Annotated in this window: 13 protein-coding genes; all 13 read right to left on the reverse strand. The window is 28.3% G+C overall.

Going from position 1 to position 13,180, the window contains the following annotated elements; genetic code table 11:
* Positions 1 to 101: 101 nt before the first annotated feature.
* Positions 102 to 1,034: a chemotaxis protein gene (locus tag JWF52_RS07060; protein WP_208332868.1), complete on the reverse strand. Its 933-nt coding sequence runs from the start codon at positions 1,032 to 1,034 to the stop codon at positions 102 to 104.
* Between the two features lie 235 nt (positions 1,035 to 1,269).
* Positions 1,270 to 1,908 (reverse strand): fructose-6-phosphate aldolase, encoded by a 639-nt coding sequence (gene fsa, locus JWF52_RS07065; protein WP_208332869.1) that lies wholly within the window; start codon positions 1,906 to 1,908, stop codon positions 1,270 to 1,272.
* A 15-nt stretch (positions 1,909 to 1,923) separates the two neighbouring features.
* Positions 1,924 to 2,853, reverse strand: a complete 930-nt coding sequence (locus JWF52_RS07070) for a transketolase family protein (RefSeq protein ID WP_208332870.1) — start codon at positions 2,851 to 2,853, stop codon at positions 1,924 to 1,926.
* The gene (locus tag JWF52_RS07075; RefSeq protein ID WP_208332871.1) at positions 2,853 to 3,680 is read right to left on the reverse strand and encodes a transketolase; all 828 of its coding nucleotides are present in this window, start codon (positions 3,678 to 3,680) and stop codon (positions 2,853 to 2,855) included. The genes JWF52_RS07070 and JWF52_RS07075 overlap by 1 nt, the downstream gene beginning before the upstream one ends.
* 129 nt (positions 3,681 to 3,809) lie before the next feature.
* Positions 3,810 to 5,087: a NupC/NupG family nucleoside CNT transporter gene (locus JWF52_RS07080; RefSeq protein ID WP_208332872.1), complete on the reverse strand. Its 1,278-nt coding sequence runs from the start codon at positions 5,085 to 5,087 to the stop codon at positions 3,810 to 3,812.
* Positions 5,088 to 5,116: 29 nt separating this feature from the next.
* Positions 5,117 to 5,938 (reverse strand): purine-nucleoside phosphorylase, encoded by an 822-nt coding sequence (locus JWF52_RS07085; RefSeq protein WP_208332873.1) that lies wholly within the window; start codon positions 5,936 to 5,938, stop codon positions 5,117 to 5,119.
* Positions 5,939 to 5,952: 14 nt separating this feature from the next.
* Complete coding sequence (locus JWF52_RS07090; RefSeq protein ID WP_208332874.1) at positions 5,953 to 7,152, reverse strand: phosphopentomutase; 1,200 nt, start codon at positions 7,150 to 7,152, stop codon at positions 5,953 to 5,955.
* Position 7,153: 1 nt separating this feature from the next.
* A complete protein-coding gene (deoC, locus tag JWF52_RS07095) occupies positions 7,154 to 7,819 on the reverse strand; it encodes a deoxyribose-phosphate aldolase (protein ID WP_208332875.1) in 666 nt (221 codons plus the stop codon).
* 90 nt (positions 7,820 to 7,909) lie between these two features.
* Positions 7,910 to 9,214: a pyrimidine-nucleoside phosphorylase gene (locus JWF52_RS07100; protein WP_208332876.1), complete on the reverse strand. Its 1,305-nt coding sequence runs from the start codon at positions 9,212 to 9,214 to the stop codon at positions 7,910 to 7,912.
* 20 nt (positions 9,215 to 9,234) lie between these two features.
* Positions 9,235 to 10,326 (reverse strand): BMP family lipoprotein, encoded by a 1,092-nt coding sequence (locus JWF52_RS07105; protein ID WP_208332877.1) that lies wholly within the window; start codon positions 10,324 to 10,326, stop codon positions 9,235 to 9,237.
* 191 nt (positions 10,327 to 10,517) lie between these two features.
* Positions 10,518 to 11,051: a response regulator transcription factor gene (locus JWF52_RS07110; protein WP_286184043.1), complete on the reverse strand. Its 534-nt coding sequence runs from the start codon at positions 11,049 to 11,051 to the stop codon at positions 10,518 to 10,520.
* Positions 11,052 to 11,059: 8 nt separating this feature from the next.
* Positions 11,060 to 11,269 (reverse strand): response regulator, encoded by a 210-nt coding sequence (locus JWF52_RS19255; protein WP_286184044.1) that lies wholly within the window; start codon positions 11,267 to 11,269, stop codon positions 11,060 to 11,062.
* Between the two features lie 10 nt (positions 11,270 to 11,279).
* A complete protein-coding gene (locus JWF52_RS07115; RefSeq protein ID WP_208332878.1) occupies positions 11,280 to 13,043 on the reverse strand; it encodes a cache domain-containing sensor histidine kinase in 1,764 nt (587 codons plus the stop codon).
* Between the last annotated feature and the right edge of the window lie 137 nt (positions 13,044 to 13,180).

Consider the following 13,180-nt stretch of genomic DNA (forward strand, 5'->3'; position numbering starts at 1 on the left):
AAAAAAAGGTATTAACTTTTTAGCTAATACCTTTTTATAGTTTTAATACATTTTATATATAACTTTTATATTTAATTACTATATAATTTATTATCATTACCTTATTGTACTGCCTCTGTTAATCTATCGATAATGCTAACAAGATTAGCTATTTCCGGTTTAGTTATTTGTTCATCTGCTCCAAGTGCTTTACCTTTAATATGTATTTCTTCACTTATTAAAGAAGAGAATAATATTAGTGGAATGTCTTTAAGAACACTATCTTCTTTAACAAGTTTTGTTAATCTATGTCCGTCCATTAACGGCATTTCAATATCCGATACTATACATGAAACATGCTTTTTAATTGGATCACCTGAAGTTTTACATTCTTCTAAATAATCCCATGCTTCTTGCCCATTATCTACTTTAACAGTATTTTTATATCCTGCTTTATGTAGACATTCAACAATCATTTTAGAAAGTAACATTGAGTCTTCTACAATTAATATAGTTTTATCACTATTTTCACGCTCACCTAGTCTATCTAAAGATTCAAATTGAATACTAGATTCAGGGCTAATTTCTGCAACTATTTTTTCAAAGTCTAAAATAGTTATAAGTCTGTCTCTATATTGCGCAATACCTGTTGCAACTCCTTCATCTCCACCATAAATAACTCTATCTGGTTTATTTATATCTTTCCAAGAAACTCGATTAATACCAACAACTGAATCAACATGAAAGGCAACATTTAATTTATTAAAGTAAGTAACTATAAATATGTCCTTACCTGAGTTTTCAGATTTAGGAATATTTAAATATTTTCCCAAATCTATTACTGTAATAATTTCATCCCTTGATTGAAATACTCCTTCTACAACATTATGTGCATTTGGCATTTTTTTAACTTCTTGAACCATCATAATCTCACGAACTTTTGCTACATTTATACCAAACAGTTCTCCTGAAATAGTAAACTCCATAATTTCAAGTTCATTAGTTCCTGATTCCAAAAGTATTTTTGTTTGACTTGTATTTTCTGAAAAACTCATAGTGGCCTCCTATATTATAAACTCTTATATTATAAATTTTATAATTATCAAAATATTATTACTTATTTTTATATACGGACGTTCTCAATAAATCTAGAGTACTTTTATGATTATAAAATAATATTTTATGATAAAATCTTAAACTAATAAAATAAATAAAAATGTGCTTATAATATAATTTAATAAAACATAAAAATAATGGGATATATTAAACTTTTAATATATCCCATTGCTTTTATTTTCTATTATAATCTGCTAAAAACTTTTCTATTCCTATATCAGTAAGAGGATGCTTAGCCATTTGTTTTAACACATTAAATGGTATTGTAGCAATATCTGATCCTGCTAATGCACATTCTGATACATGTATAGGATTTCTTATACTTGCTGATATTATTTCTGTTTGCATATTGTGAACTTCAAATATGCTAGCAATTTCTGTTATTAACTCAACACCTCTAGCTCCTATATCATCAACTCTTCCTACAAAAGGACTTACATATGTAGCTCCTGCTTTAGCCGCAAGTAAAGCTTGCTGAGATGAGAATATTAAAGTTACATTAGTTTTTATTCCTTTATCAGTTAATACTTTAACAGCTTTTAGTCCTTCTATACACATAGGTATTTTTATAACTATATTTTTATGTAATTTAACTAATTCCATAGCTTCTTCAACCATTTTATCAGCTTCTAAACTTATAACCTCTGCACTTATTGGCCCATCTACTATAGAACATATTTCATTTATAACCTCTTGTAAATCTCTGCCTTCTTTAGCTATAAGAGAAGGATTTGTAGTAACTCCATCTATTATTCCCCAACTATTAGCTTCTACTATCTCACTTATATTTGCTGTATCTATAAATATTTTCATATCCTTAATTTCCCCCTATTTATTTAAATTTTCTTTTATTAACTTAACTATGTTTTCACTAGTTAATCCATGCTTTTCTAATAATTCTTTCGGAGTTGCTGATTCTCCAAATACATCATTAACACCTAATTTAACTACTTTAGTAGGTACTGTTTCTGATGTAACTGATGCTACAATTTGTCCTAATCCACCTATAACAGAATGTTCTTCACAAGTTAATATAAAATTAGTTTCTTTTGAAGCCTTCTCTATTATTTCTCTATCTATAGGCTTTATAGTAGGCATATGTATAAGTCTAACATCTATATTTTCTTCTTTTAGTAATTCACAAGCTTTCTTTGCTATAGCTGTCATAAGACCTGTAGCTACTATTGTACAGTCTTTACCATCCTTTATACAAACTCCCTTACCATATTCAAATTTATAGTCATCTTCAAATATATCTTCACTATTTAATCTTCCTAATCTTATGTAAACAGGTCCATTATGCTTTGCAGCATATTTTATTATTTCATTTGTTTCTTTTGCATCAGCTGGAACTAATACACTCATATTTGGAAGAGAGTTCATTATTGCTATATCTTCTATTGATTGATGAGATCCACCATCTTCTCCTACTGTTATTCCTGCATGAGTTGCGGCTATTTTTACATTAGCATTTGGGTAACATATTGAGTTTCTTATTATTTCAAAAGCTCTTCCTGATGCGAATACTGCAAATGTACTTGCAAAAGGTATTTTACCATATCTAGCTAAACCTGCACTCATACCTAATAAATTTTGCTCTGCTATACCTGCATTTATAAATCTTTCTGGATATGCTTTTGAAAAATCTGCTGTTTTAGTAGATTTTGAAAGGTCTGCATCTAATACAACTATATCCTTATTTTCAGCTCCTAATTCAACTAATGCCTTTCCATATGCTTCTCTTGTTGCTAATCCCATTATAAGCACCCCTTTCTCATTTCTTCTAATTCATTTATTGCCATGTCTCTTTGCTCTATATTTGGTGCAGTTCCATGCCATCCTGCATTATTTTCCATAAATGATACGCCTTTTCCTTTTATAGTGTTAGCTATTATTACTGTTGGCTTTCCTTTTGTTTCTTTTGCTTTATTTAATGCACATTCTATTTCTTTAAAGTCATGTCCATCTATAACTAATACATTCCATCCAAAGCTTTCAAACTTCTTATCTAATGGTTTAATTCCCATTACATCATCGTTATTTCCATCGATTTGTAATTTATTATAATCTATAAAAGCCACTAAATTATCTAATTTATAATGAGCTGCACTCATAAAAGCTTCCCATACTAGTCCTTCTTGTAACTCTCCATCTCCTAATAATGAATATACTCTAGAACTATCTTTGTCTATTTTAGCTCCTATTGCAAGTCCCACTGCATTAGATATACCTTGTCCTAGTGAACCTGTTGCTATATCTACTGCTTTTATTTTTTTACTATCTGGATGTCCTTGTAATTTAGAACCTAATTTTCTTAAAGTCATTAAGTCTTTTTGAGGTATAAACCCTTTTTCACTTAATGTTGAATATAATACTGGAGCTGCATGACCTTTACTAAGTACAAAATAATCTCTTTCTTTACTATCTAGATTGTCTTTATTTATATTCATTTCTTTAAAATATAAGTATGTAAGTATTTCTACTGCCGATAGTGATCCACCTGGGTGACCTGATTTTGATTCAGTTACCATGTTTACTATATTTTTTCTTATGTTTATAGCATGATTTTGTAAATTATTATACATATAGCTTCTCCTTTTTAGTTTTCGATTTTTTATATATTTTTAAACAAATTCGCCCACATATTGATTAGCACTAATGAATATGTGGGCAAAATAGTTATCAATTAAATTATTAATTATAGTAAATTTATATTATATAGCTATTATTAAACCTACTATTAAAGAACTTAATAAACTTACACAGAATCCACCTAACATTCCTCTAAATGCTAATCTTGATAATATATCTCTTTTTTCTGGGCAGAATACTGATATACCTGATATACATATACCCATACTAGCAAGATTTGCAAATCCTGCCAGAGATATTGATAACATTAAACCTGTTCTATAATCTAATGTATTTAATATCTTCCCTAATTCTCCAAAAGCAACAAATTCATTTAATATTAACTTACTTCCAAGTAATTGACCTGCTGTAAATGCATGTTCCTTGCCAAGACCCATCAAGTATCCTATAGGTGAAAATATCCATGATAAGATTTGTTCTAATGATACTCCAACTATACCTAATATACCATTAACTAATGCTACTAAAGATATTATTGCAATTAGCGATGCTCCTATACCTAAAGCCATTTGAAGACCTTCATTAGCTCCTTGAGATATTGCAGATATAAGATTTGCATTGTCACCTTTATTATCCATACTTACTTCCTCTATAGCCGTTGTTGAAGCAATTTCAGTTTTTGCTATAACATCTACATCACCATTTTCTACTTTAGTGTTAGTAACACTAACTCTGTCAATAGCAACTTCTGGAAGTATCATTTTTGATACTATTATACTACCTAATGGAACTAGCGCTCCAGCTATTAAAAGATTCTTCATAGGTATACCCATTGCCGTATATCCCATAAGTACAGTTGCAGACATACTACCCATTCCTGATATTAAAACTAACATTATTTCACTTTCAGTCATACGCCCTAAATACTTAGATACAAGTATTGGAGACTCTGTTTGACCTAAAAATACGTTCGCAACAGCAACAAAACTTTCTACATTGCTAGTTCCAAGAGTTTTACCTACTATTCCACCAATTACTTTAACTATTGCTCCAAGAATACCAAGATAGTATAATGCAGCTACTAATGATGATATAAATATTATATTACCTAAAACCTGAATACCAAATATAAAACCTGTTGGAGCACCTGCATCTTCTAATGAACCAAATATAAATGTTAATCCTTGTGCTCCGTAATTTAAAATACTAGTTACACCATCAGATACCTTTTCTAAAGCCATTTGGCCTAACGGAAACTTTACTAATAAAAATGCTATTACAAACTGAATTAAAATTGCTTTTAATATCATTTTTTTATTAACATCTTTTTTATTAGATGATGTTAGGTATAGTACACCTAATAATACTATTATTCCTAATATGTTTAATATTATTGTCATCTTATCACCCTCTGCTTTTAGATTAACTATTATATTTCACTAACTATTTTCTTTACTAAATTTAAAAACTGTTGTTTTACTCTTTGAGTTGTTTCTATAACTTCTTCATGATTTAATGGTTGTTCTAGTATTCCCGATGCCATATTAGTTATACAAGATATACCTACTACTTTAAGTCCACTATGTGATGCAACTATAACTTCTGGAACTGTAGACATTCCTACTGCATCTGATCCCATTATTCTTGCCATTTTTACTTCAGCTGGTGTTTCATATGTTGGCCCTGTAAAGAATGTATAAACACCTTCTTTTACATCTATTTCTAATTCTTTTGCACATTTTCTAGTTAATTCTATATACTCTGGAGTGTATGCTGTTGACATATCAGGGAATCTAACTCCTAATCTATCATCATTTTTTCCTATTAATGGATTATATCCTCCAAAATTTATATGATCTTTTATTATCATTAAATCTCCTGGTGTATAGTCTTTATTAACACCACCTGCAGCATTTGTTACAAATACAGTTTCCACTCCTAAAGCTTTCATAACTCTTACTGGGAATGTCGTTTCTTGCATTGCATATCCTTCATAATAGTGAAATCTTCCTTGCATAGCTACTACATTTTTACCTTGTAATTTCCCTATAACTAGTTGTCCCTTATGACCTTCTACAGTTGATACTGGGAAATTTGGTATATCATGATAGCTTATTTCTACTGGATTTTCTATTTCATCTGCTAAAACACCTAATCCCGATCCTAATATTAATCCTATTGTTGGTACCACATCTATTTTAGATTTTATATACTCTGCACTTTCATTTATTCTATCAAATAAGTTATTCATATCGTCCACCTCAATTATTTTATATTTTGTAAAAATGATTTTCCTATTTCAAAATCATATTCTTTATTATTGTCATTAAAATTATCTAATATTGTTACTCCTATATCTGCCATACTTTCTAAAATAGGCATTTGATTACATTTTTCTATTTGTTTACTGTAAACTAATACTGGAACATATTCTCTAGTATGATCAGTTCCTTTGAATGTAGGATCATTTCCATGATCTGCAGTTATTATTAAAAGATCATCTTCTTTAAGTTCTTTGATAAGAATTCCTAATTGAGAATCAAATTCTTCTAATGCTCTCTTATATCCTTCACTATCTCTTCTATGTCCATATAATGCATCAAAATCTACTAAGTTTAAGAATATTAAACCTTTATAAGATCCATCCCTTGCAATCTCTATAGTTTTATTCATTCCATCTTCATTGCTCTTTGTTTTTATACTCTTTGTTATTCCTTGATATGAGTATATATCTCCTATCTTACCAATTCCAACTACATCTAAATTATTTTCATAAAGTGCATCTAAAATTGTTTTAGTTGGTGGTTTTAGAGCATAATCTTTTCTATTTGAAGTTCTTGTAAAGTTTTCTTTATTAGTTCCAACAAATGGTCTTGCTATTATTCTTGCTACTTTGTATTCTTCCTTTAAAGTAATTTCTCTTGCTACTTCACAAACTCTATATAGCTCTTCAAGTGGTATTATTTCTTCATTTGCAGCAATTTGTAAAACACTATCTGCTGATGTGTAAAGTATTAAACTTTTAGTTTTTAGATGTTCTTCACCTAAATTTTTTATTATTTCTGTACCTGATGCAGAAATATTTCCTATAAATTTATGACCACTTTTTTCTTCAAGTTCATCTATAAGCTCCTTTGGAAAACCCGTATCTGTAAATACTTTAAAAGGTTCTTTTATAAGAATTCCTGCCATCTCCCAATGACCTGTTATTGTATCTTTACCTTTAGATAATTCTCTACATTTAGTCGTATATGAAGTTTGACTATCTGTTGGATTAACACCTTCTATATTAGATATATTACCTAGACCCATTTTTTGTAGGTTAGGAAGGCTAAGCCCTCCTGTTGATTTAGCTATGTTGCAAATAGTATTAGCTCCTAAGTCACCATACTCATTTGCATCTTCTAGAGCACCTATACCTACTGAGTCTAATACAGTTAAAAATACTCTATTAAACTTTTTCATTTTAATACCCCGCTACTTCTTCATTATTGATTATTTTTATTATAGAACTTGTCCCAAGTCTTGAAGATCCTTTAGCTATAAAATCCTTAGCCGTATCTAAATCTTTTATTCCTCCAGCTGCTTTTATTGAAACATTTTCGCCTACATTCTCTTTAAATAAAACTATATCTTCAGCAGTTGCTCCACCGGTGCTAAATCCTGTAGATGTTTTTATAAAATCAGCCTTTGCATCAGTTACACACTTACACATTTTTATTTTTTCATCTTCTGTTAAAAGGCAAGTTTCTATTATAACTTTTAATATATTTTCACCACAAGCTTCTTTTATTTGTCTTATTTCTTTAGTTATTTCATCGTATTTTTTATCTTTTAACATACTTAAATTTATTACCATATCTATTTCATCTGCACCATTTTGTATAGCATCCTTAGTTTCAAATACTTTTACTGCTGTTGTATTATATCCATTAGGGAATCCTATAACTGTACAAACTTTCATTTTGTTCCCTACATATTCTTTAGCTTGTTTTACAAATGATGGTGGTATACAAACTGATGCTACTTCATATTTAATTGCATCATCACATATTATTTTTATATCATTCCATGTTGCTGTTTGCTTTAATAAAGTATGATCTACTGCTTTTAAAATTGTTTTGTTATCCATAATTCTTATCTCCTTATTTATAACTTTTTAGATGCATGATTTAGATTTTTAGTTATGTTTAAACTTTAAGTACTTTATATTCTTTGTTTACTATCTTATTATTTTGTGTATTATTGGGCTCTTTTGTGGCTTTTGATTTTGTATATTGTAAGCTCTTTGTAATTCTTCTTCTGCTTTTTCAAATTTAGATTCATCACTTGAATATAATGTAGCTAATACATCTCCAACTTTTACATAGTCACCCATTTTCTTTTCAAGTATTATACCTGCTCCATAATCTAGATCATCATCTTTTGTATGTCTTCCAGCCCCTGTAAGTAATGATGATACTCCAACACCTTCTGCATTTAAATCATATACATATCCTTCTTTAGTAGCTTTAACTTTATGAGTTAAAGGTGCTATTGTGAATAATTCAGGGTTATCTATAACTTTTGGATCTCCACCTTGAAGTACTACTAATTCTCTAAGTTTAGATAATGCACTTTTATTTTTTAATATAGATTCTAATTTAACTCTTCCTTTTTCAACATCTTGTTCTATATTTCCAAGCTTAAGCATTTGAGCTCCTAATTGTAAGCATAATTCTCTTAAGTCTTCTGGTCCTTCACCCTTTAGTACTTCTATAACTTCTTTTAATTCAAGTGCATTTCCTATTGCATAACCTAATGGTTCTCCATTTAAAGTTATTGCAGCTGATGTATTTCTTCCTACGCTCTTACCTATATCAACCATTGCAGTTGCTAATTTTTCAGCATCTTGTGCTGTTTTCATAAATGCACCTTCACCATATTTAACATCTAACACTATTGCATCTGAACCTGATGCTATTTTTTTACTCATTATACTTGCTGCTATTAGAGGTATACTATCTACTGTTGCAGTAACATCTCTTAAAGCATATATTTTTTTATCAGCTGGAACTAAGTTTTGAGTTTGACCTGCTATAACTAGTCCTGCATTTTTTACCATATCTATAAATTTATCTTCTTCAACTGATATATTAAATCCTGGGATTGATTCTAATTTATCAAGAGTTCCTCCTGTATGACCTAATCCTCTACCTGATAACTTCGCTACTTTTCCACCTGCAGCTGCAACCATTGGTACTAATATAAGAGATGTTTTATCTCCAACTCCTCCTGTACTGTGCTTATCAAGTTTTATTCCTTCTATCATACTAAGATCTACAACATCTCCTGAATTTACCATTGCCATTGTAAGATTTGCAGTTTCTTCTTTAGTAAATCCATTTAAATATATAGCCATTAATAATGCTGATGCTTGATAATCAGGTATTTTACCATCAGTGTATTTTTCTATGAAAAATTCAATTTCTTCTTTAGATAATTCCTTTTTATCTCTTTTTTTAGCTATAATATCGTATAGTCTCATGATACTCTCTCCCTTATAGTTTAATTTTTATATTGATTTTCTTTATTCCATTTTTCTAACTCTTTTTCATTTGAAGGTATTTTTATTTTATCTTCTATTATTTGAGTTTTAATCTTTTCTACTATTTCTATTATTTTTGGTGATACAGAAACATTTGAACCTTTTGTTGTATAACCTATAACGTTTTCCTTTATTCCAAATTGATGTACGCCATTTTCCCAAGTATTATTTGTAATGGACTTAATTTCATTGTATATAATTTCATTGGCATATCTTGTTGCTGTAGATACTATATGATTTGGTTCAAATAAGTTTTGATTATCATCTATTCCAAATGCATACTTATCTGTTTCTTTAGCTGCCGCAAAAACTCCAAGGCCAGACTCTCCAGCTATATGTTGTATATAATTTACACCCTTACTATACATTGAAAGTGCTATTTCTTTTGCTTTTGCTGGATTATCAAAATCATCTACAACTCCTAATATTACATCTATATCTGGATTTACATACTTAGCTCCTGCTTCAAATCCAATTGCACCTTCTCTAAGATGCTGCATATCTTTTCCTAATATAACACCTAATGAATTACTTTTATCTAAACTCTTATTTTCATATTTTGTAATTAGCCCTGCCATAACACCATTTAAAAATATTTGTTCAGGCCAGTTTGTATATGTAGAGCTTACATTTGGTAATTCTATTTTAGAGTCTAGTATTGAAAATTTTTGATCTAAAAACTCTTTGGAAACTTTACTAACAGATTTTTCATGATCTAATCCAATTGATATGATTAGTTCATAATTTTGACTTTTTGCATATTCTCTACAAATTTTTTCATAATCATCTTCAGATTTAGGTTCTGAATAATCAAACTCAACTCCTAACTCTTCTTGAGCTTTTAATGCTCCATCATAGCATAAATCATTAAATGACTTATCACCTAACCCTGCTGTGCTAAAAATAATAGCCACCTTTTTATTTCCAGCTGTAGTATTTGTAAATAAACTATTTTGCATTTCTTTATTATATTTACTAGAACTTATTATTATAAGGACAGCTGATATTGTTAGTAAAATTATCATAACTATTTTTTTGTAATACTTTAACATATTGTGCCCCCTATGTTTGATCATAGCAAAGCAGCTTTTAAATTTTTTATTTCTACTTTACTAAGATTATATTAAATAAAACGTTTTCTTTCTATAGATTATATTGATAACTCTCTCAATAATATTGATGTATATTTCTTAAAAGAGTTACCTTTAATGTAAAATTTTGATATTTGTGAAATATATTAATTTTAGTATCTATCTTCATCTGGAGATACACCTTTATATTTTTTATATGATTTAGAAAAATATCCTGAGTTTGAATATCCTACTTCATTTGAAATTTGAGCAATTTTCATATCTGTGTTTTTTATAAGATATTCTGCTTTTTTCATTCTATATAAAGTTAAATACGTTATAAAATTTTCTCCAACTTCTTCTTTAAAAAGACGAGAAAAATACTCCGGCGATAAATAAACATATTTAGATATAATACTTAAAGATATATGTTCTTTATAATTCAACTCAATATATTCTATAGCCTTGTCTATAGCTTTAGAGTACTTTTTACTTTGAATACTTTCAATATCACTATTTTTATTTGTTAATATTTCCTCTTCTTTATCATTTTTTATGTTACTATCTATACGATCTAATAACTCTTTTAACTCCTTTGGTCTTATATCTGATTTTATTAAATATTCATATACACCACAGCTAATTGCTTGCTTTGCATATGAAAACTCCGCATAATTAGTTAATAATACTACTACAACATCTGGCATTACATCCTTTATTTTTTTGTTAACTCTATTCCATCCATTATAGGCATCTTTATATCGCTAATTATTACATCTGGTTTTAACTTAACAGCTAATTCATAAGCTTCTTTTCCATTACATGCACTTTTTAAAACATTAAAGTTACTTGATATATTTGAAATTGTATATACTACCCAATCTCTGATTGGTGCTTCGTCTTCTACTACTAATATATCTAACATATTAACCTCCCTAATTTGGTAATATAAATGTTACTTTACTTCCCTCTCCTTCTACACTTTCTATTTCTAAACCGTATTCTAATCCATAATTTAATTGAACTCTTTCTTGGACATTTATAAGCCCAACTCTATTTATACTTGCTTCTTTACTTAAAATACTCTCTAACTTATTTCTAGACATTCCGATTCCATTATCTTCTATTACTATTCTTATACCTTCTTTGCTTCTATATCCAGAGACACTTATTTCACCTAAATTATCTTCCTTTTCCATACTATATAAAATTGCATTTTCTACAATTGGCTGTAATATAAATGATGGAACTTTAAAATCATTTATATTGGAATCTATATCATAAATAACTTCAAAACAATCTGGATATCTCATTTTTTGTAGCTCAGTATAATTTTTTATATTTTCAATTTCTTCTTCTAATCTTATCATCTCACTTGATTTAGGCAACAAACTTCTAAGTAGTTTCGTAAATCTATAAAGCATTTCTTCAGATTCTTCTACTTTATTCATTGAAACTAAAAATCTTATACCACTTAAAGTATTGTATAAAAAATGTGGATTTATTTGAGCTTGAAGGAAGCTTAATTCTGCAGTTCTTTTTTGTTCTTCTTTATTTTTAATCTCATCTATAGATTCTTCTAACCATCTAACCATGCCATTAAAAGATTTTTCTAATTGTCCTATTTCATCATATCTATTCTCTTTAATTTGTATTTTCAAATTACCTTCCATAACTTCATTCATGTTATTTCTTATATTTAATATTGGTCTAGTTATACTTACGGATAATCTATAAGATACTATAATCGATACTATACTTACTAAAAGCAAAACTAATATTGCCTTTTCAGTTAAATCATCTATAGGTTGTCTTATAACACTTAAGGGAATTTCTTCAACTATAGCCCATCCATATTCATTTAAATTAGAGGTAACTTGCATATACTTGACGTTATCTCTTTCGACTTTATGTTCATCTTCATAAATTAAAGATTTTTTTATTTTAATTCCGTTGATATAGTTAGTTCCTATTAATCTTTTATCTTTTGTTGATATTATACTTCCATATTCATCTATAATATAGATATAACTTCCTTCTGTCAGTACTTCTGAGTATTTATCATATAAAATAGTTTCACTTATATCTATTATAAGTACACCTAAAGTTTCTCCTGTTATCAAGTCTTTTATCAATCTTCCCATCTTAAATATACATTTATATGGTCCAATTGCATTTTCATCTTTATATGTATTTATCAATATTGTTTTTCCATCAGCTTTAACAATTTTTTCATACCAGTTATTTCGCTTTATATCATTAAGATTATATTTTGTTTTTGAATAAGTATCATAAACTAATCCATTTTCACCTATAACATATAATTCTGGTTTCATATTAAAATTTCCATATTTCCAAACTTCATCTGTTAAAAGACCCTCTGCATAAGAGTCCATTTCTTTATTGTGTAATTTATATTTATCTAAATCTTTTTTTGGAATTGATAATATTTCGATTAACTTACTGTCTATAGAAATTCTTTTTGCTATACTTTCCACATTAGCTAATAACAAAGAAACATTATTGCTTATTTGATTTAAAGTTTGATTGCTCATATTATACATTTCTTTTTCTACAGTTCTATTCGTATCCTTTATAAACCATACTCCTAAAATCATGGAAACAGATACTGAAAGCCCAAATAAAACTAAGAATAACTTATATGTTATACTCTTTTTTTCTAACTTTATATTTACCATCTCCTAATCAAATATAAATATATTAATACTGTACATTGTATAATATTAATATATTTATATTTTTTTATCAATTAAATTCGACCCTTTAGCTATTTAATACTTATATTAACTTATTTATTTTAAATATATTAATGTAT

The sequence above is a fragment of the Clostridium sp. CCUG 7971 genome (assembly GCF_017590215.1).
Taxonomy (GTDB): domain Bacteria; phylum Bacillota; class Clostridia; order Peptostreptococcales; family Peptostreptococcaceae; genus Faecalimicrobium.